The sequence below is a fragment of the Propionicimonas paludicola genome (assembly GCF_002563675.1).
GTDB lineage: Bacteria > Actinomycetota > Actinomycetes > Propionibacteriales > Propionibacteriaceae > Propionicimonas > Propionicimonas paludicola.
The window spans coordinates 1,403,072-1,423,282 of record NZ_PDJC01000001.1; the positions used below are offsets into that span (position 1 = coordinate 1,403,072).

The window sequence follows — 20,211 nt, forward strand, 5'->3', positions numbered from 1 at the left end:
GCTAAACCGCTAGTGGACGTTCGGTCGGCAGGATCGGCTTGGGCAGCCGGGACTCACGCTGGTTCAGGAAGGCGTCCACACCGTTCGCGCAGGAGCGCCCCTCGGCGATCGCCCACACGATCAGTGACTGGCCGCGTCCGGCGTCGCCGGCCACGAAGACCCGGTCGACGCTGGTGGCGTAGTTCTCGTCCCGAGCGATATTGCCGCGCGGGTCGAGTTCCACCCCCAGTTGCTCCACCACGCCGTCCCGCTGCGGACCGGTGAAGCCCATGGCCAGCAGGACCAGCTGGGCCGGCAGCTCGCGGGTGGTTCCCTCGACCGTCTCCAGACGACCCTCGACGAAGCGCACCTCGTTGAGTTCCAGGCCGCTGACGTTGCCGGCCTCGTCGCCCAGGAAGCGCTGAGTGGACACCGAGTAGAGCCGCTCGCCGCCCTCCTCATGCGCAGAGGAGATCCGGTAGACCATCGGGTAGGTCGGCCACGGCTGTCCGGACGGCCGACCCTGCGGCGGTACCGGCATGATCTCCAGCTGGGTGACCGAGCGGGCTCCCTGCCGGATGGACGTGCCCAAGCAGTCGGCACCGGTGTCGCCACCGCCGATGATCACCACGTCCTTGCCGGTGGCCACGATCTGGTCGGCCACCTCCTGGCCCACGGCGACCCGATTGGCCTGCGGCAGGAACTCCATGGCCTGGTGGATGCCGGCCAGTTCGCGGCCGGGCACCGGAAGATCACGGGCCACGGTCGAGCCGATGGCCAACACCACCGAGTCGAAACGCTCCAGCAGCTGCTCGCCGGTGATGTCGACGCCGATGTTCACGCCGGTCTTGAAGACCGTCCCCTCCAGCACCATCTGCTTCAGGCGCCGGTCGAGGACCTTCTTTTCCATCTTGAACTCGGGGATCCCGTAGCGCATCAGGCCACCGACGGCGTCGGCTCGCTCGTAGACGACCACGGTGTGGCCGGCCCGGGACAGCTGCTGGGCGGCGGCCAGTCCGGCCGGACCGGAGCCGATCACAGCCACGGTTTTGCCGGTGTGCCAGGCGGCCGGCTGAGCCACCACCCGACGGTCCCCCCAGGCGCGGTCGATGATCGAGACCTCGACGTTCTTGATGGTCACCGGCTCACGGTTGATCCCGACCACACAGGCGGTCTCACACGGGGCCGGGCAGAGCCGTCCGGTGAACTCGGGGAAGTTGTTGGTGGCGTGCAGCCGCTCCAACGCTCCAGCCCAGTCGTCGCGCCAGATCAGGTCGTTCCACTCCGGGATCAAGTTGCCCAGCGGGCAGCCGGAGTGACAGAACGGGATGCCACAGTCCATGCAGCGCCCGGCCTGTCGGCTGATGATCGGCAGCACGGCCGTCCCCGGGGTACCCGGGTAGACCTCGTTCCAGTCACCGACCCGCTCGTCGACCGGACGACGCTCGGCAACCTGCCTCGGCGTGGTGATGAATCCTCTGGGATCAGCCATGGGACGCCTCCATCATCAGCTTCACGGTGGTCTCCTCGTCCAGTCCGGCCGCTTCGGCCTCGGCCCGGGCCTTCAGTACTCGGGCGTAGTCACGCGGCACCAAGGTGGTGAACCGCCCGCGCAGTTGCTCGGGATCGAGCTCCAGCAGCGCCTTGGCCACCGCCGAGTCGGTCTCCTCACAGTGCTTGGTCAGCAGTGCCCGTACCCGCTCCAGATGCTCATCGCTCAGCGGCTGCGCGTCGACAAGCTCGGCATTCAGGCGCTCCGGCACCAGGTCCATCACCCAGGCCACCCCACCCGACATGCCGGCTGCGATGTTGCGTCCGGTCGCGCCCAGGATCAGCGCCTCACCGCCGGTCATGTACTCACAGGCGTGGTCGCCCACCCCCTCGACCACCGCGGTGGCTCCGGAGTTGCGGACGCAGAACCGCTCGCCCACCTGGCCACGAATGAACAGCTCGCCGCTGGTGGCGCCGTAGCCGATCACGTTTCCGGCGATGATCTGCTCCTCGGCCCGGAACGGCGCGTTGCCGTGCGGACGCAGGATCAGCCGTCCACCGGACAGGCCCTTGCCGAAGTAGTCGTTGCTGTCGCCAACCAGGCGCAGCGTGACCCCCTTGGGCAGGAAGGCGCCGAAGCTCTGCCCGGCCGTGCCGCGCAGGGTCAGGTCGATGGTGTTCTCCGGCAGCCCCACGCCCTCGGTGGCCTTGGTCACGTAGTGGCCGAGCAGGGTGCCGACGGTGCGGTCGACATTGCGAACGGTCAGTTCGGCCCGGACCAGCTCTCCGTTGGTCAGCGCCGGCTGAGCCATCTCGATCAGCTGGACGTCCAGCTTGTCGTCCAGCCCGTGATCCTGGACGGAGGTCCGATGCAGGGCTGCGCCGGCCGGCAGCTCGACCTGGTGCAGCACCGGGGCCAGATCCAGCCCCTTGGCCTTCCAGTGATCGACGGCCGACTTCGTCTTCAGCGCCTCGACGTGGCCGACGGCCTCTTCGATGGAGCGGAAGCCCAACTCGGCGAGCAGTTCGCGGACCTCCTCGGCGATGAACTGGAAGAAGTTCACGATGTAGTCGGCATGGCCGGAGTACTTCGCGCGCAGATCCGGGTTCTGGGTGGCAACCCCGACCGGGCAGGTGTCCAGGTGACAGACCCGCATCATCACGCAGCCGGAAACCACCAGCGGGGCCGTGGCGAAGCCGAACTCCTCTGCACCCAGCAGAGCGGCGATCACCACGTCACGTCCGGTCTTCAGCTGGCCGTCGGCCTGCACCACGATCCGGTCCCGCAGCCCGTTGAGCAGCAGGGTCTGCTGGGTTTCGGCAAGGCCGAGTTCCCAGGGACCACCGGCGTGCTTGATCGAGGTCAGCGGTGCCGCGCCGGTGCCGCCGTCATGGCCGGAGACCAGCACCACATCGGCCTTGGCCTTGCAGACACCGGCCGCGACCGTCCCGACGCCGACTTCGGCGACCAGCTTCACGTGCACTCGAGCCGCCGGGTTGGCGCACTTCAGGTCGTGGATCAGCTGCTTGAGATCCTCGATCGAGTAGATGTCGTGATGCGGCGGCGGCGAGATCAGACCGACCCCCGGCGTGGAGTGCCGGGTCTTGGCCACCCACGGGTAGACCTTCTGGCCGGGCAGCTGGCCGCCCTCACCGGGCTTGGCGCCTTGGGCCATCTTGATCTGAATGTCGTCGGCATTGGTCAGGTAGTCGCTGGTCACGCCGAACCGGCCGGACGCCACCTGCTTGATGGCGCTGCGCCGAGCCGGGTCGTGCAGCCGCTCGGGATCCTCGCCGCCCTCGCCGGTATTGGACTTCGCACCCAGCCGGTTCATGGCGATGGCCAGGGTCTCGTGCGCCTCGCGGCTGATCGAGCCGTAGCTCATCGCGCCGGTGGAGAACCGCTTGACGATCTCGCTGACCGGCTCGACCTCGTTGATCGGGACCGGAGTCCGGTTCGAGTCGAACTCGAGCAGCCCGCGCAGGGTCATCAGTCGCTTGGACTGATCGTTCACCCGCGCCGTGTACTGCTTGAAGATGTCGTAGCGGCCCTGCCGGGTGGAGTGCTGCAGCCGGAAGATGGTCTCCGGATCGAACAGGTGCGGCTCGCCCTCGCGGCGCCACTTGTACTCCCCGCCTCCGGACAGCGTCCGGTGCGGCAGCGGAATGCCGTCCGGCGGGTAGGCCCGAGCGTGCCGCTTGGCGACCTCTTCGGCGATCTCGTCCAAGCCGATCCCCTCGACCCGGCTGGTGGTGCCGGTGAAGTAGGACTCGATCAGCTCGCTGGACAGGCCGAGCGCTTCGAAGATCTGGGCACCGGTGTAGGAGGCGATGGTGGAGACGCCCATCTTGGACATCACCTTCAGCACGCCCTTGCCCAGCGCCTTGCGGACGTTGTAGACCGCCTTGTCCGGATCGACGTTGACCAGCCACTCGCGGCGGGCCAGGTCCTCGGCGGACTCGAAGGCCAGGTAGGGGTTCACCGCTGCCGCTCCGTAGCCGATCAGCAGGGCAACGTGATGCACCTCGCGGACGTCACCGGCCTCGACGATCAGGCCCACCTGGGTGCGGGTCTTCTCCCGTACCAAGTGGTGGTGGATCGCCGCGGTGAGCAGCAGCGACGGGATCGGCGCCAGGTCGGCGTTGGAGTGCCGATCGGACAAGATGATGGTCCGTGCGCCCTGGGCGATGGCCTCGCTGACCGCGGTGCACAGCTCCTCCAGCCGCGCCTTGAGCGCGGCGCCGCCGCCCTCGACCGGGTACAGGCCACGCACCACATGGGTGTCGTAGGCCGGCATCGAACCGTCCCGGTTGATCCGGACCAGCTTGGCCAGCTGATCGGAGTCCAGGATCGGGTAGCCGATCACGATCTGCCGACAGGAGTCGGGCCCGGGGGCCAGCAGGTTGCCTTCCGGACCGAAGGTCGCCGACAGCGAGGTGACCAGCTCTTCGCGAATCGCGTCCAACGGCGGGTTGGTCACCTGTGCGAAGAGCTGAGCGAAGTAATCGAAGAGCAACCGCGGACGGTCCGAGAGGACGGCCACCGGCGCGTCATTGCCCATCGAGCCGATCGGCTCGGCACCGGTGTTCGCCATCGGCGCCACGATCATCCGCAGCTCTTCGTGGCTGTAGCCGAAGACCTGCTGACGCCGGGTCACCGAGGCGTGGCTGTGGACGACGTGCTGCTGCTCGGGAAGATCGTTCAGGTCCACCCGACCCTCGGCCAGCCACTCGGCGTACGGCTCGGCAGCGGCCAGCTTGGCCTTGATCTCGTCGTCGTCGATCAGGCGATGGCTGGACAGGTCGACCAGCAGCATCTTGCCGGGCTTCATCCGGCCCTTCTGGACGACGTGGGCCGGATCCAGGTCGAGCACGCCGGCCTCGGAGGCGAAGACCACCAGGCCGTCGTCGGTCACCCAGAACCGTCCCGGACGCAGTCCGTTGCGGTCCAGCACGGCGCCGATCAGGGTGCCGTCGGTGAAGGTCACCGATGCCGGCCCGTCCCAGGGCTCCATCAGCGAGGAGTGGAACGAGTAGAAGTCGCGCCGCGCCTGGTCCATCTCGGTGTGGTTCTCCCAGGCCTCCGGGATCATCATCAGCACCGCATGCGGCAGCGAGCGTCCGCCCAGGTGCAGCAGCTCGAGGACCTCGTCGAAGGAGGCCGAGTCCGAACCACCGGGAGTGCAAATCGGGAACACCCGAGACAGGTCACCGGGGATCACGTCGGTGGCCAGCAGCGCCTCACGGGCTCGCATCCAGTTGCGGTTGCCCTTGACTGTGTTGATCTCGCCGTTGTGGGCCATCAGCCGGTAGGGGTGAGCCAGCTCCCAGGCCGGGAAAGTGTTGGTGGAGAACCGGGAGTGGACCAGCGCCAGGGCGCTCTCCATCCGCTCGTCCAGCAGGTCGGGAAAGACCTCGGCCAGCTGCTGGGTGGTCAGCATCCCCTTGTAGACCGTGGTCCGGCCGGAAAGCGAGGCGAAGTACACCCCGGCCTCGCCGCGGGCCCGCTGGCGCAGCGGGTAGACCGCCCGATCCAGTTCGATCCCGCTGTCGAGGTTCACCGTGGAGACGAAGAACTGCTCGAAATGCGGCATGTTCTCCCGCGAGATCGGGCTCAGCGTGGAGTCGTCGGTGGGCACCTCCCGCCAGCCGTTGATCACCAGCCGCTCTTCGGTGGCCATGAACTCGATGGTGCGCTTGGCCGAGGCCCGCTTGGCCGGGTCGGTGGGCAGGAATGCCATCCCCACCGCGTACTGTCCCGGCGCCGGCAGGTCGAAGTCGACCACCTCGCGGAAGAACCGGTCCGGCACCTGGAGCAGCATTCCGGCACCGTCACCGGCTGCCGGATCGGCGCCGGTGGCGCCGCGGTGGTCCAGATTCTCCAGGGCGATCAAGCCCTTGGCGATGATGTCGTGGCTGGCCTCCCCGCCCAGCCGCGCGACGAAGGCGACGCCACACGCGTCGTGTTCGAAGGCGGGATCGTAGAGTCCCTCGGCGGGTCGGTGAGGCATCGACACCTGCGCCATATGTGTTCTCCCATCTACGCCAAGCGTGGGGCTCGCGCCAGCCGGCCAGAGCCCAGTCGGCGATGCACGTTCGGACGGCGAGCCTACCTGAACGGGTGGCCGATGCCGCGATTGTCTACTAGGTGGCCGAGCCGCCCGCAGCCGATAGCCGCGGTCACAGACTACTCTCCTAGTCGGAGCCGGGTTTCTGGTCTGTCTCAGCGGCCGGTGGGGTGGCCTTAGCGGGCTCGGCCTCAGCCTCAGTGTCCACCAGGAGAGACGAATTCGTCTCGGAAAGTGGATCAACGTCGGTCTCCCGGCCCGGACGAAGCCGCACCAGCAGGACCAGCGCCACGATCCCGGCCAGGCAGATCAGCAGAGCCACCGCGGCATTGAAGCGCAGCGGCCCGAAGATGTCGTAGGAGTAGTCGGTGCGCAGCGACTCGGTGAAGATCCGTCCGAATCCGTACAGGGCCACGTAGAGAGCGAACACCTTGCCCCGACCCAGCCGGAACCTGCGGTCGGCCCAGAGCAGGACCCCGGCGACCAGCAGGTTCCACAGCGATTCATAGAGGAATGTCGGGTGGAAGGTGGAGTAGTTCTCCAGGCCGGGCACCCGATGCGCCGGATCGATCTCCAGGCCCCAGGGCAAGGTGGTGGGCAGGCCGTACAACTCCTGGTTGAACCAGTTGCCGAACCGGCCCAGCGCCTGGCCAACCGCGATCCCCGGGGCCAGCGCGTCGGCCAATGCCGTGAAGGACACCTTCTGCCGACGAGCCACCAGGAAGGCGGCCAGGGCGCCGAAGCCGATCGCGCCGTAAATGGCGATACCGCCCTCCCAGATCGCCCACCAATGCTGGTCGGCGGTCGGGCCGAAGTAGTCCCCCAGATGCGTCATCACGTGATAGAAGCGCGCTCCGAGAATCCCCACCGGGATCGCCCAGAGCAGGATCGTCTCGAAGCTCTCGGTGGAGCCGCCCCGGGCCTGCCATCGGCGGGAGCCGATCGCCCAGGCCGCGGCGATGCCTGCCAACAGGCACAGCGCATAGATGTGGATCGTCACCGGACCCAGCTGGAAGTAGCTGATCGACGGGCTAGGAATGAACGCGATCACCACGACAGCCTCACTTTCGGGTCAGGGACGTCGCCGCACTCCGGCGGTCAAGTCGGCCAGGACGGCGCGCAGCCCACTGAAGTCGTCGGGCCGTCCCGCCTTCTCGGCCGCGAGCAGCGGCTTGATGAAGGCCGAGCCCACGATCACAGCGTCGGCATAGCCGACCACATCCGCGGCCTGGTCGCCGGTGGACACGCCGAGGCCCACCCCCACCGGAGTGCCCGGAGCCAGCTCCCGGATCCGGGCCACCAGTTCGGGGGCCGCACTCGGGCTGGACGTCCGGGTGCCGGTCACGCCCATCACCGAGGTTGCGTAGACCCAGCCGCGGCAGGCGGCCACCGTGGAACGGATCCGCTCGTCGGTCGAAGACGGGGAGACCAGGAAGATCCGGTCCAGCTCATGGTTCTCCGACGCGGCCAGCCAGTCCTCGGCCTCGTCCGGGATCAGATCCGGGGTGATCAGGCCGGAGCCGCCGGCATTGGCCAGGTCGCGGGCGAAGGCGTCCGCACCGTAGCGATCGACCAGGTTCCAGTAGGTCATCACCACCGCCGGCGTGCCGGTCTCCCGGACGGCTTCCACCGCGGCGAAGACATCGCTGGTGTGCACCCCGCGCTCCAGCGCCTTGGTGCCGGCCTGCTGGATCACCGGGCCATCCATGATCGGGTCGGAGTAGGGCAAGCCGATCTCGACCAGATCCACTCCCGGGCCGTCGCCGCCGACCCCGCACAGCGCACGCAGCGCGTCCAACGAGCCGGCCACACTCGGATAGCCGACCGGAAGGTAGCCGACCAGCGCTCCCCTGCCCTCAGCTGACGCGGCGCTGAAGGCCGCGCTCGAACTCAGCGTCATGCCACGCCTCCGGTGTACAGATCGGGATGCCCAGGCAGACCGAAGTACGTGATCGCCGTATCCACGTCCTTGTCGCCCCGACCGGACAGGCAGGCCACGATCAGCGGCTCGGCGTGCGGTTGCTCAACGGCCAGCCGCTGGCCCAGCCGGATCACTCCGGCCAGGGCATGCGCGGACTCGATGGCCGGCATGATCCCCTCGGTGCGGCACAGCAGCTGGAAGGCCGCCATGGCTTCGGTGTCGGTGACCGCCTCGTAGTGTGCTCGTCCGGTGGCGGCCAGCCACGCGTGTTCGGGGCCGACGCCCGGGTAGTCCAGGCCGGCCGAGATCGAGTGCGACTCCATGGTCTGGCCGTCGGCGTCCTGAAGGATGTAGGTCCGCATCCCGTGCAGTACGCCGATCGATCCGCCCTGGATGGAGGCGGCATGCCGTCCGGTCTCCACGCCGTCGCCGCCGGCCTCGAAGCCGTACAGGGCCACCTCGGGCTCGTCGATGAAGTCGGCGAAGGTGCCGATGGCGTTCGATCCGCCGCCCACGCAGGCGGCCACCGCATCCGGCAGCCGGTCGAAGCGCTCGCGCACCTGGGCCTTGATCTCGGTGCTGATCACCCGCTGGAACTCGCGGACCATCTTCGGGAAGGGGTGCGGGCCGCCGACGGTCCCGATCAGGTAATGGGTGTTGTCGACCGAGGCCACCCAGTCACGCATGGCCTCGTTCATGGCGTCCTTCAGGGTCTGGCTGCCGGACTCGACGGCCACCACCTCGGCGCCCAGTAGCTGCATCCGCGCCACGTTGAGGGCCTGCCGGTCGGTGTCGACCCGGCCCATGTAGACCCGGCACTCCATGCCGAGCAGCGCGGCCGCGGTGGCGGTCGCCACACCGTGCTGGCCGGCACCGGTCTCGGCGATCACCCGGGTCTTGCCCATTCGCCGGGTCAGCAATGCCTGGCCGAGCACGTTGTTGATCTTGTGCGAGCCGGTGTGGTTGAGATCCTCCCGCTTGAGGAAGATCCGAGCCCGGCCGCAATGCTGGGCGAACTTCGGCACCTCGGTGAGCGGGGTCGGACGTCCGGAGTAGTTGCGGCGCAACTCATCCAACTCCTGCCAGAACGCCGGCTCCAGCGACGCCCGATCGAACTCGGCCTCCAACTGGTTCAGCGCGGCGATCAGCGCTTCAGGCACATAGCGACCGCCGAAGGCGTCGAAGTGCCCGGCCTGATCCGGCAGGGAAATGTGGTTCATTCGCCTATTCACTCACAGTTGGACCCGGAGGTCACGCCAGCGACCGCAGTGCGGCCACTGTTGCCGCCGGGTCGCCGTCGCGCACCAGCAGTTCTCCGACCAGAACGGCGTCGGCTCCGGCCTCGCGCATCCGGCGGGCGTCGTCCAGACTCAGGATGCCGGACTCGGCCACCCGGATGGCGTCACCGTCGATCAGCGAGGCCATCTGCTCGAAGTTGGCCAGGTCGACGTCCAGGGTCTTCAGATTGCGGTTGTTGATCCCGAGCAGCTCGGCGCCGGCGTCCCGGGCCTGGCGTACCTCGTCGGGGGTGTGCGCCTCGACCAGGCAGGTCAGGCCGAGGCGGTGCCCCAGCGCCAGGTAGTCGGCCAGTTGGGACGGGGTCAGCGCAGCCACGATCAGCAGGGCCAGGTCGGCACCGGCGGCCGCTCCCTCCCACAGCTGGTACTCGGTGACCACGAAGTCCTTGCGCAGCAGCGGGACGCTCACCGCGGCCCGGACCGCACTCAGGTCGGCCAGACTGCCGCGGAACCGTCGGGCTTCGGTCAGCACGGAGATCGCCGCCGCCCCGCCGTCCTGATAGGCCTGAGCCAGGCTGGCCGGGTCATCGATCGTAGCCAGGTGGCCCTTGCTCGGGCTGGCCCGCTTGACCTCGGCGATCACTGACAATCCGGAGGCGCGCAACGCCGGCTTGGGATCACGCGGACGCCACCCAGCAACTGTCTCTTGCAGCGATTCCAGGGAACGCGCGGCCTGCCGGGCTTCGAGATCCGCCACGACTCCGGCGATGATCTCGTCCAGCACCGTCATGTCAGTCCTGCCTGTAGTCCATTCGTCGCACCACCGACGGCGCCACCACGGCGAGGACCAAGGTCACGCAGGCCAGCCACAGCAACGTCCAGTTCGGACCGGTGAAGGCGGAGACCGCGGCCAAGCCCAGACCCAGAATCACCAAGATGGTTCCGACCCGGAAGGCCAGCAGCGACTCCGACGCAGGCAACTCGACCACCGATTCCTCGGTCTGGCTGGTGCCATCGATCATCGACGCTCGCTCCTTCCGGCCTGGGTCGCCTGATTAGCTCCGCGAAGAACATCATGGCTGCTCGGACGCCGAAAGGCCAGAGGTTCGGTTACCCAATCGTGACCAAATCGCGGCTTCGGCGATGGCCCCGAGGACGGCGGCGGCCTTGTTCACGCTCTCAGCGTCCTCCGCGGCCGGCCGAGAATCGGCCACCACCCCGGCTCCGGCCTGCACGTAGCCGATCCCGTCCCGAATCACCGCGGTCCGGATCGCGATCGCTGTGTCGGAGTCGCCGGCGAAGTCGAAGTAGCCGACCACTCCGCCGTACAGGCCGCGCCGGGATACCTCCAGCCGATCGATGATCTCCATGGCCCGCACCTTCGGCGCCCCCGACAACGTGCCGGCCGGGAAGCAGCTCAAGGTGGCGTCCAGTGCCGTGCGGCCGGCGGACAGGCGTCCGGTGACGGCGGCCTCCAGATGCATGACGTGGCTGTAGCGGCGCACCTTCATGAACTCCACCACGGCGACCGTTCCCGGATCGCAGACCCGGCCCAGGTCGTTGCGGCCGAGGTCGACGAGCATCAGGTGCTCGGCCGCCTCCTTGGGATCAGCCAGCAGCTCGGCCTCCAGGGCAACGTCGGCCTCGGCACCGGCCCCGCGCGGACGGGTGCCGGCGATCGGATGGGTGGTCGCTCGTCCCTCGCTGACCTGGACCAGCGCTTCCGGGCTGGAGCCCACGACGGCGAACCCGTCCAGCCGCAACAGGTACAGATAGGGGCTGGGGTTGTTGCGGCGTAGCACCCGGTAGACATCCAAGGCGTCGGACGGGCAGTCCACCTCGAACCGCTGGCTGACCACGATCTGGAAGGCCTCGCCGGCCCGGATCTCCTCGATGGCGTCCGCCACTGCCTGCTGGTACTCCTCTGGCTGGCGCTGGCGCCGCACAGTGGGCAGGTCGCCGTGGCCCCGGACCGCGACCAGCGGCATGACCGGCGCCAGCAGAGCCTCGGCCATGGCCTCCACCCGGCGGCAGGCGTCGGCATAGGCCTCGGCGATCCGCTCGTCCGAGCCGTCGAAGTTGATGGCATTGGCGATCAGCCACAACTCGCCACTGTGATGGTCGAGGACGGCCACATCCGAGGCCAGCATCATCACCAGTTCGGGCAGGTCCAGATCGTCCGGGTTCTGATCGGGCAGCCGCTCCAGCCGACGGACCACGTCGTAGCCGAGGTAGCCGACCATCCCCGACACCAGCGGCGGCAGCCCCGGCATCCGCGGGGTGTGCAGCAGCTCCAGGGTCTTGGCCAGCACCTGCAGCGGGTCACCGCCGGTGGGCAGGCCGCTGATCGGACGCCCGTCCCAGCGCCACTCGGCCTGGCCGTCTTGCTCGATCAGGGTGGCGGCCGAGCGAACTCCGATGAAGGAGTAGCGCGACCAGACCCCACCCTCGGCAGACTCGAGCAGGAAGGTGTTCGGCCGGTCCCCGCACAGCTGGTGGTACAGCCCCACCGGGGTGAAATCGTCCCCGAGCAACCGGGCATGCACGCTGACCACCCGGTGCTGGGCACCGAGGGTGAGGAACTCGGGAAGCTCCGGAGTGATGTTCAGGCTCACCGCTGCTCCCAAATCAGATCGGCATCGAAACAGGTAGTGGTTCCGGTGTGGCAGGCCGCACCGGTCTGGTCGACCTTGAGCAGGATGGTGTCGCCATCGCAGTCCAGGCGTACCTCGCGGACGGCCTGGCGGTGACCGCTGGTCTCACCCTTGACCCAGTAGGACTGCCGGCTGCGGGACCAGTAGGTGGCCTGACCGCTGTCCAGCGTCCGGCGCAACGCCTCGTCGTCCATCCAGGCCAGCATCAACACCGCATCGGTGGTGGCTTCCTGGACAATCACGGGCACCAGGCCGTCGGCAGTGCGCTTCAGTCTGGCCGCCAGCATGGGATCAAGATCGGCTGTGGTCACCGCCTCATTGTGACAGGGCAGGTCCGGTCCCCCATGACCCGGGACGAAGCCCGGACGCTCAGGGACGACTCAGCCGAGCAGGCTGGTGTCCCGAGCCACCCGTGTGGCCACCTCGGCCCGGCGGGTCGCACCGGCTCCGCCGGTGAGCAATGCACTGCCCAGACCCCCGGCCAGAAGCGCGACCGTCACTCGGCGGTCCGGCTCTTCAACCACCGCCCAATCGACAGCCAGTGAGTCGATCAGCGAGCGTCCCACCCCGGTGCCGTCGGACTCGACCGCAGCCGGCGTGCGCCCGGCGGCCACCTCGATCACCGATAGCCCGAGCAGGGCCGGGCCCACCGCTCCGACCACCACTTCAGCCCGATCAGCGGCACTGTGCCGGACCGCATTGAGCAGGACCTCCCGCAGCACTTCGACGCAGGCGTCCGCGGCATCGTCATTGGACCTCAGCAGGCGCAGGCCGCCGGGCCGCAGCTGTAGATCGACGGTGAGAATGCCGGCCCAGATGCCGGTGACCAGAGCCAGCCGCTCCTCCACCGTCCGGGTGGGCTTCGCATCGAGCTGGGCAGCCAACTCCAGCGTGCTGCGCACCCGGTCGATCAGCGTCGCGTCGAGTTCACCGGTTGCCTCCAGTTCGGCGCGTGCCTGGCGCAGCACCAAGCCGGCTGCGGTGAGGTTCGCCTGGACCCGTCCGTGCAGGGCCAGCGCCAGTCGGCGCCGCTGCGCCCACAGACGCTGCCGGGTGCGCCGCAGATCCCACTCGGTCTGGGAGACCACCCGCTGCGCTGCTCGTCCTTCTTCGACCCGCAACTCGTAGAGCGCGGCCACCACACACAACACTGAGCCCAGCAGCGGTGGGACCAGGTAGGGATCGAGCGAGGATCGGAAGCCGGCCTGGGTCATCGCCAACAGCCCGGCCAGGCCGAGCAGGTACTGCACCAAGTACACCGTGATGGTGACCAGGAGCGCGGGCCGGCTTCGCATGGATCGCAACGGCTTGGCCAGCAGCCATCGCGCCACGACCAGGTACAACAGCTGCGCGGCCAGGGCGGCCAGTGAGTCGAGGGAGTCCAGATCGATGTGGTGTGGTTCGGGCAGATAGAGCCCGGCGATGGTGATCGGCAGGCTGACGATCGCCACCAGCAATGGCTGGAACGGGTGCGCGGTGGGGATTCGGCGCAGGGTGGCCGGCAACAGCTGGCGCCAGCCGAGCCAGAGCCGCTCCACCTCCGGCGCTCGCAGATCGTCCGGCATTCTGGCCAGATCGTGGCTCACCGGACGCACCTGGCGGGAGACCACCAGCTCGATGTACTCGGTCAGATCGTCCAACGCCGCGGCGTCCAGGGTCCCGTCCAGCCGACGTCCGATCTCGGTCAACGAATCCTCGGTGGACGCCCGCACCTCGGCCAAGCTGCGATCGGCCTCGGCGAGAGCTGCGCTGGTCCGGGCCCGGGTGCGCACCAGCCGCTCGTACTCGGTGGTCAACTCGATCCGTTGGCGCCGCGCCCGCAGCATCCGGTTGGCCAGCAGTGAGCCGGCGCTGTACCAGCTGACCGCGCTGACGATCCGGACCGGCAACAGCCAGGTCGGCAGGAAGGGCACCTCGGTCGGGGTGAAGATCATCAGAACACTGCCCTCGATCGCCCCGGCCAACACGTAGCCGGCCAGTGCCGCGATCACCTTGCGGCCAGTGCCGTCGGCCAGCCGGTCCAGGATCGGCGGGAAGAGCAAACGGAGCACCACGATCATCGATCCCTGAGCGATCAGACCGATCGCAAAGGAACTCAGCGGACCCCAGCCGAGCTGCCTGGCGTAGAAGGTGTCGCTGGCCAGGAACCACAGGAACGGCAGCAGGACCACCCACCACGACACCGGGTGGGTGCCGAGAGCCTCACGCCACTCCGACCAGATCGGACGCAGCCAGCCCCCGGCGGCGACCTCGCTCACGTCGGATTGGGCCCGTGCGCGTAGTACAGCTTGGCCAACTGAACCCTCGGGTTGGTCGTGGAGCTCTTCTCGATGTTCAGCCGGGTGATCAGCCGTTGGACGATCTGCTCCACCCCATGAGCCGAGGTTCCGCGGCGCATCCCGATTTCGGCATTCGACAGCCCGGCGGCGATCAACCGGAGAACCTCCAGCTGGTCACGGCTCAGCCCGCTCAGCGGGTCGCTGCGGGATGCATCATCGCGACGGGGCGTCTCATCGCTGAGCACCTCCTCCAGAGTCTGGATGAGGAGCCCGGCATCGGCCAGGTTCCGTTTGTGCAGGTACGCGGCCCGCTTCGGAATCACCTCGCCGGCCACACCGGCCACCGCGGGAGACGGCGCATTGGTCAGCACCACCAAGGCCGACCAGGGTGCGGCCCGATCGGCGTAGGCGAGAACTTCGGCGCCTCCGGGGCCATCACCGAGGTTGAGATCGACCACCAGCGCGTCCGGGTCGAACTCACGCAATTCCTCGATGGCGTCCGTGGCGTTGTCCACCCCGATGGCATCGAACCCAGCGCTCTCCAGCAATGAAATCACCAACGACCGGATCAACGGCTCGTCTTCGACCACCAGCACGCGGCGCGCCTCGGCCGGCGGACGCTGCGAACCCGGACCCTCCTGCACTGGCATGGCTCTCCTCACTTGCTGCTTGCGCTCATCCTCGCATTCGGCCGCGCGCCGAAAGCGGTGGGCGCGCCGCAGCCGTCCGCGGTGGCCGTGAGGCTAGCCGCTCAGCCGGGGCGCCGAGGTCACAGCGGCAGGCTAGATTCACCGGCGACGGACAACTTGTGCCCTCGGAACCGCCTTTCCCTGCCCGACCGATCCCTCCCCCATGACTAGGGGCTCGGCACCGGACAGCGAAGCCGAAGGAGACCCCTGTGAATATCGACAACTTCGTGATCGCCATGCGCCGAGACCGCGAGGCCGCACATCGCGCTCGTGCTGCCGCCGGCAAGGCCCCTCGCGCCACCCCCCAGAGCCCTCGAGTCGCTCCGGCGCCGGCAGTGGTGCGAACGGATCGCTAGGACTGCCACTGCCAGCCGGTAGCGTCCACAGATACCGGCTCCGACCGGGCCCGTGTCATCTGAATGACACAATGTGAACATGCGCGTACACAACTTCTCCTCCGGTCCGGCAATGCTCCCCTTCGAGGTCCTTGAGGCGGCTGCCTCTGAGCTGTCTGATTGGCGCGGAAGCGGTATGTCTGTGCTCGAGGTCTCCCACCGCGGTAAGGACTTCGTGGCCTGCGCGGCGGAGGCGGAGGCCCTGCTGCGCGAGGTGATGGGCATCGGCGACAACTACAAGGTGCTGTTCCTCCAGGGCGGTGCTTCGGGCCAGTTCGACGCCATTCCGTTCAACCTGACCGCGGCCGGTGACCGGGTCGACTTCCTCAACACCGGACAGTGGTCGGCCAAGGCGATCAGCGCCGCCAAGCGGCAAGGTCTCGAGGTCTCGGTGCTCGCCGACCAGGCCGACTCCAAGTACACCGACACCCCGGCTGCCGGCAGCTTCGAGGTGCATCCGGATGCGGCCTACCTGCACTACACGCCCAACGAGACCATCGGCGGCGTGGAGTTCGGCTACATCCCCGAGTCCGGGTCGGTGCCGCTGGTGGCCGACATGAGCTCGACAATCCTGTCCCGTCCGATCGACGTCAACCGCTACGGCCTGATCTACGCCGGCGCCCAGAAGAACATGGGTCCGTCCGGCCTGTGCGTGGTGATCGTCCGGGAGGACCTGCTCGACAAGGCTCGTCCGAACACCCCGTCGGTGTGGAACTACGCGGCCATGGCTGCCGCCGACTCGATGCTGAACACGCCGCCGACCTTCGGGGTCTACCTGCTGGGCAAGATCCTGCAGTGGGTCAAGGACGCCGGTGGCCTGACCGCGATGGCCGATCGGAACCGGGCCAAGGCCGAAGCCCTCTACGGCTTCATCGATGCCTCGGGTTACTACTCCAACCCGGTCGCCACGGACTCTCGCTCCTGGATGAATGTGCCCTTCCGCCAGGCCAAGGACGAGCTCGACAAGACCTTCGTTGCCGAGGCGACTGCCGCTGGCCTGACCAACCTGGCAGGCCACCGCAGCGTCGGTGGCATGCGGGCCAGCATCTACAACGCCATGCCGCTGGAAGGCGTGCAGGCGCTGATCGACTTCATGACCGACTTCGAACGCCGCAACGGGTGAATCAGATGACCTACAAGATCAAGACTCTCAACGCCATCAGCAAGGTGGGCCTGAACCGGCTCCCCGAGACCGACTTCGAGATCGGCAACGATCTGGAGAATCCGGACGCCCTGCTGCTCCGCTCCGCCAGCTTGCATGGGGTGGAAATCCCTGCCTCCGTCCTCGCGGTGGCTCGGGCCGGCGCCGGTACCAACAACATCCCGATCGCCGAGTACAGCGCTCGCGGCATCCCGGTCTTCAACACCCCTGGTGCCAATGCCAATGCGGTGAAGGAACTGGTCGTGGCCGCGCTGTTCCTGGCCGCCCGCAACATCATTCCGGCTGCCTCCTTCGCACACCGCCTGGAGGGCGACGCGGCCAGCATGGACAAGGCCGTCGAGTCCGGCAAGAAGGCCTTCGTCGGCTTCGAGCTGCCGGGTCGGACCCTCGGCGTGATCGGCCTGGGGGCCATCGGCGTCGAGGTGGCCAATGCCGCGGTCGGGCTGGGCATGAAGGTGCTCGGCTACGACCCCGGGGTCACCGTCGAGCATGCCTGGAAGCTGTCCTCCTTCGTTGAGCACGTCACCAACCTGGACTCGCTGCTCAAGCGGGCCGACATCGTCACGGTGCACGTGCCGCTGGTGGACGGCACCCGTGGACTGATCAGCGCCGACAAGCTGGCTCTGATGCGCAAGTCCTCGGTGCTGATCAACTTCTCCCGCGGTCCGATCGTCGATCAGGAGGCTGTGGTCGCCGCACTGGAGGCGGGCGCGCTGCGTGGCTACGTGTGCGACTTCCCCACCCCCGAGCTCAACAAGCATGAGCACGTGGTGACGCTGCCGCACCTGGGGGCGTCCACCAACGAGGCCGAAGAGAACTGCGCCTACATGGCCGCCGAGGAGCTGCGCCACTACCTGGAAGCCGGCACGATCAAGAACTCGGTGAACTTCCCGGACGCCGAGCTGCCGCGCTCGGAAGGCACCAGCCGAATCGCGATCGCCAACAGCAATGTGCCGAACATGGTCGGCCAGATCTCGACCTTGGTGGCCGGCAGTGGCCTGAACATCGCCGACCTGCTGAACAAGTCTCGCGGCGAACTCGCCTACACCCTCGTGGACGTCGAGGGTGTGGTCCCGTCCTCGCTGCTGGATCAGATCCGTTCGATCGAAGGTGTGCTGTCCGCACGGCTGATCTGAGTCTCCGCTGAGGGTGGCCACGACCTGGCCGCCCTCAGCCCCGGATCATCTCGCGAGCCTGCCCGGCAAGCCGGTCTGGGTACGCAATGATCGCCTCGTGGCGCGCGTTCGGCGAGCCCTGGCGATTTCGCAGGAGTGGCACGATGTCGTTCCCTGGTTGCAGCAAGGTGGCTGTTCGCAATGGCCGGCGCTGACACGCCCCCACCGGGAGAGGTAGCCGCAGCCGGCGACTCTCCGGCCTCGACTCGGTCCCCGGAACGTCCGCCCGCCGCCGTGATCCGGCGGCTGGTGCTGGGCAGCACGTTGATGCTCTTTCTGGAGCTGTCCCTGATTCGCTGGTTGGGCTCCAACGTGGTCCACCTGAGCTACTTCTCGAACTTCGTCCTGCTCGGCTCCTTCCTCGGCGTCGGGCTGGGCTTCCTGATCGCTCGCAAGCGGTGGACGATCCTGCCCGCTGCGCCGCTGATCCTGGCGGTTCTGGTGGTGGCAACCCTGGCCGCCCCGGTGACCATCGACCGAGCCGGCGACCAGATCATCTACTTCACCTCGCTGAGCACCTCCGGCCCTCCGGCCTGGGTGGTTCTGCCGCTGATCTTTGTGTTCGTGGCCGCCGCCCTGGCCGGCCCGTCCGAGGTCGTCGGACGCTGCTTCGCCGAACTCGCCCCACTCACGGCCTATCGCTGGGATCTGGTCGGTTCGCTGATCGGGATCACCTCGTTCACCCTGCTCTCCTTCCTGCAGGCTCCGTCGGTGGTGTGGGGTGTGCTGGTGGTGGCCGCCTTCCTCGCCCTGACCCGGGGCGTCCACCGACTCCTCGCCGCCGTTGCCGGGCTGATCGTCGTGGCCATGCTGCTGGCCGAGTCGCTGACTCCGGGGGTCTCCTGGTCGCCGTACTACAAGATCCAGACCAAGGATCAGGTCTACGCTGGCATCCCGCTGACCGACATCTCGGTGAACGGAGTACCGCACCAGATCATGCGAGCGGCCGCCCAGCGCCTCGTCGAGGAGCCGCAATACGGCCTGCCGTACCAGCGGACGCCGGGCAACCCGCTGGGCAATGTGCTGATCATCGGTGCCGGCTCCGGCTCCGACGTGGCGATCGCGCTGTCTAAAGGGGCCGCCCATGTCGATGCCGTCGACATCGATCCACGGATCATGCAGCTGGGTGCCGACAAGAACCCCGACCACCCCTACAGCGACCCGCGGGTCACTCGCTACGTCAATGACGGTCGCGCCTTCCTGGAGAGCACGTCCAGCAAGTACGACCTGATCCTGTTCGCCCTGCCGGACTCGCTGGCACTGGTCACCGGCGCGTCGCAGATCCGGCTGGAGAGCTTCCTGTTCACCCAGGAGGCACTCACCTCGGCCCGACGACACCTGACCGATCAGGGCGCCTTCGCCATGTACAACTACTATCGCGAGCCCTGGCTGATCGACCGGTTGGCCGGGACCGCCGAGTCCGCTTTCGGCCACCGTCCCTGTGTCGACCTGCCGGGCGGCAACCAGGCGGTGATCACCGTCGGCCTGCACGAGGCGAACCAACGTTGCGGCAGCACCTACGTCCCGGCCGGCGCGGTGATTGCACCGGCCAGCGACGATCGTCCGTTCCTGTACTACCAGGGCGGACCGATCCCGGCCATCTACCTGTGGACGCTCGGCGGGATTCTGCTGAACTCGCTGATCGCGGTGCGGGCACTGGGTGGGCCGCTGCGCGGCATGCGTCCCTATGCCGATCTGTTCTTCATGGGTGCGGCCTTCATGCTGCTGGAGACCAAGAACATCGCCACCTTCGCTCTGCTCTTCGGCACCACCTGGTTGGTGAACGCCCTTGTCTTCGCCGGAGTGCTCCTGATCGTGCTGGCTGCGGTGGAGACCACCAGGCGGTTCCGGACGCCACCTCTGCCGGTGGTCTTCGCTGGGATCGCGGTCGCCCTGACGCTCACCTTCTTCGTGGAGCCGGCCTGGCTGCTCACCTTGCCGCCGGTACCCCGGCTGATCGTCGCCGTTCTGCTGGCGTTCATCCCGATCTACTTGGCCAATGTCGCATTCTCCAAGCGCTTCGCAGCCTCCGACGACTCCCAGTCGGCCTTCGGACTGAACCTGCTCGGTGCCATGCTGGGCGGCTGCCTGGAGTACCTGGGGCTGCTCACCGGCTACCGCAATCTGCTGATTCTGGTGGCGGCCATCTACTTGATCGCCTTCCTGGTCACCCCTCGCGCACGCTCCGGATTGGCTACGAACTAGCCACCCGGCTCAGCTGACCGATCGGTCAGCAACCCTGCGCACGAGTCCGGCCGCGAGCTGTCGAGCCTCGGCCGGGCTCGGTATGGTCGCTGACATGGGTCCTGTGATCGGAATCTTCGTCGTCCTGCACTTCCTCGGCATGGCCGCCATCCTCGGCGGCTGGCTGGCCCTCCGGCTCGGCGCCACCAAGGGCATCACGGTCTTGGTCTGGGCCGCCCGGGCGCAGCTGTTGATCGGCTTGGCTCTGGTCGCGCTGCTGGAAATCGTCAGCGCTGATCTGAACATGGCCAAGATCGCGGTGAAGCTCGTGGTCGCTCTGGCCGCCGTGGCCTGCGCCGAGATCGCCAATGTCCGGCAGGGCAAGGGCACTCCGGCTCCGCGCCTGGTCGATCTGGCCGCCGTCTTCGCGGTCCTGAACGTCCTGGTCGCAGTGATGTGGCGGACCGAGTCCTGAG

15 protein-coding genes are annotated in these 20,211 nt (G+C 67.9%); 4 read left to right on the forward strand and 11 right to left on the reverse strand.

Features of this window, described 5'->3' with window-relative positions; genetic code table 11:
• Position 1: 1 nt before the first annotated feature.
• The 11 genes from ATK74_RS06465 to ATK74_RS06515 form a co-directional block, all read right to left on the reverse strand.
• The gene (locus ATK74_RS06465; protein WP_098460268.1) at positions 2 to 1,471 is read right to left on the reverse strand and encodes a glutamate synthase subunit beta; all 1,470 of its coding nucleotides are present in this window, start codon (positions 1,469 to 1,471) and stop codon (positions 2 to 4) included.
• Positions 1,464 to 5,987, reverse strand: coding sequence for a glutamate synthase large subunit (gene gltB, locus ATK74_RS06470; protein WP_098462080.1), 4,524 nt, complete (start codon positions 5,985 to 5,987; stop codon positions 1,464 to 1,466). The genes ATK74_RS06465 and gltB overlap by 8 nt, the downstream gene beginning before the upstream one ends.
• A gap of 178 nt (positions 5,988 to 6,165) precedes the next feature.
• On the reverse strand, positions 6,166 to 7,092 hold the full coding sequence (gene lgt, locus ATK74_RS06475) for a prolipoprotein diacylglyceryl transferase (RefSeq protein ID WP_211283300.1): 927 nt from the start codon (positions 7,090 to 7,092) through the stop codon (positions 6,166 to 6,168).
• An 18-nt stretch (positions 7,093 to 7,110) separates the two neighbouring features.
• Positions 7,111 to 7,938, reverse strand: a complete 828-nt coding sequence (trpA, locus tag ATK74_RS06480; protein WP_098460269.1) for a tryptophan synthase subunit alpha — start codon at positions 7,936 to 7,938, stop codon at positions 7,111 to 7,113.
• A complete protein-coding gene (trpB, locus tag ATK74_RS06485) occupies positions 7,935 to 9,179 on the reverse strand; it encodes a tryptophan synthase subunit beta (RefSeq protein ID WP_098460270.1) in 1,245 nt (414 codons plus the stop codon). Before trpB ends, trpA begins: the two co-directional genes overlap by 4 nt.
• A gap of 31 nt (positions 9,180 to 9,210) precedes the next feature.
• Positions 9,211 to 9,987: an indole-3-glycerol phosphate synthase TrpC gene (trpC, locus tag ATK74_RS06490; protein ID WP_098460271.1), complete on the reverse strand. Its 777-nt coding sequence runs from the start codon at positions 9,985 to 9,987 to the stop codon at positions 9,211 to 9,213.
• A 1-nt stretch (position 9,988) separates the two neighbouring features.
• Positions 9,989 to 10,219: a hypothetical protein gene (locus ATK74_RS06495; RefSeq protein WP_098460272.1), complete on the reverse strand. Its 231-nt coding sequence runs from the start codon at positions 10,217 to 10,219 to the stop codon at positions 9,989 to 9,991.
• A 51-nt stretch (positions 10,220 to 10,270) separates the two neighbouring features.
• A complete protein-coding gene (locus tag ATK74_RS06500) occupies positions 10,271 to 11,812 on the reverse strand; it encodes an anthranilate synthase component I (RefSeq protein WP_098460273.1) in 1,542 nt (513 codons plus the stop codon).
• Positions 11,809 to 12,162: a phosphoribosyl-AMP cyclohydrolase gene (gene hisI / locus ATK74_RS06505; RefSeq protein ID WP_098460274.1), complete on the reverse strand. Its 354-nt coding sequence runs from the start codon at positions 12,160 to 12,162 to the stop codon at positions 11,809 to 11,811. Before hisI ends, ATK74_RS06500 begins: the two co-directional genes overlap by 4 nt.
• 69 nt (positions 12,163 to 12,231) lie before the next feature.
• Entirely contained in the window at positions 12,232 to 14,109 is a 1,878-nt protein-coding gene (locus tag ATK74_RS06510) for a sensor histidine kinase (RefSeq protein ID WP_098460275.1), read from the reverse strand.
• Complete coding sequence (locus tag ATK74_RS06515; RefSeq protein WP_098460276.1) at positions 14,106 to 14,780, reverse strand: response regulator; 675 nt, start codon at positions 14,778 to 14,780, stop codon at positions 14,106 to 14,108. The genes ATK74_RS06510 and ATK74_RS06515 overlap by 4 nt, the downstream gene beginning before the upstream one ends.
• Before the next feature lie 474 nt (positions 14,781 to 15,254).
• Here ATK74_RS06515 and serC point away from each other — a divergent pair, with 474 nt between their 5' ends.
• The 4 genes from serC (at position 15,255) to ATK74_RS06535 (ending at position 20,210) form a co-directional block, all read left to right on the forward strand.
• Entirely contained in the window at positions 15,255 to 16,337 is a 1,083-nt protein-coding gene (serC, locus tag ATK74_RS06520) for a 3-phosphoserine/phosphohydroxythreonine transaminase (RefSeq protein ID WP_098460277.1), read from the forward strand.
• Positions 16,338 to 16,342: 5 nt separating this feature from the next.
• Positions 16,343 to 17,512 (forward strand): phosphoglycerate dehydrogenase, encoded by a 1,170-nt coding sequence (locus ATK74_RS06525; protein WP_098460278.1) that lies wholly within the window; start codon positions 16,343 to 16,345, stop codon positions 17,510 to 17,512.
• Positions 17,513 to 17,692: 180 nt separating this feature from the next.
• Positions 17,693 to 19,756, forward strand: coding sequence for a spermine/spermidine synthase domain-containing protein (locus tag ATK74_RS06530; RefSeq protein ID WP_211283301.1), 2,064 nt, complete (start codon positions 17,693 to 17,695; stop codon positions 19,754 to 19,756).
• Positions 19,757 to 19,850: 94 nt separating this feature from the next.
• Positions 19,851 to 20,210, forward strand: a complete 360-nt coding sequence (locus tag ATK74_RS06535; RefSeq protein ID WP_098460280.1) for a hypothetical protein — start codon at positions 19,851 to 19,853, stop codon at positions 20,208 to 20,210.
• Position 20,211 lies beyond the last annotated feature (1 nt).

Coding starts and splice junctions, on each gene's coding strand:
- ATK74_RS06535 (WP_098460280.1), top strand. CDS start 19,851: ATGGGTCCTGTGATCGGAATCTTCGTCGTCCTGCACTTCCTCGGCATG.
- trpB (WP_098460270.1), bottom strand. CDS start 9,179: ATGAACCACATTTCCCTGCCGGATCAGGCCGGGCACTTCGACGCCTTC.
- ATK74_RS06515 (WP_098460276.1), bottom strand. CDS start 14,780: ATGCCAGTGCAGGAGGGTCCGGGTTCGCAGCGTCCGCCGGCCGAGGCG.
- trpC (WP_098460271.1), bottom strand. CDS start 9,987: ATGACGGTGCTGGACGAGATCATCGCCGGAGTCGTGGCGGATCTCGAA.
- serC (WP_098460277.1), top strand. CDS start 15,255: ATGCGCGTACACAACTTCTCCTCCGGTCCGGCAATGCTCCCCTTCGAG.
- ATK74_RS06530 (WP_211283301.1), top strand. CDS start 17,693: ATGGCCGGCGCTGACACGCCCCCACCGGGAGAGGTAGCCGCAGCCGGC.
- ATK74_RS06465 (WP_098460268.1), bottom strand. CDS start 1,471: ATGGCTGATCCCAGAGGATTCATCACCACGCCGAGGCAGGTTGCCGAG.
- ATK74_RS06495 (WP_098460272.1), bottom strand. CDS start 10,219: ATGATCGATGGCACCAGCCAGACCGAGGAATCGGTGGTCGAGTTGCCT.
- ATK74_RS06525 (WP_098460278.1), top strand. CDS start 16,343: ATGACCTACAAGATCAAGACTCTCAACGCCATCAGCAAGGTGGGCCTG.
- trpA (WP_098460269.1), bottom strand. CDS start 7,938: ATGACGCTGAGTTCGAGCGCGGCCTTCAGCGCCGCGTCAGCTGAGGGC.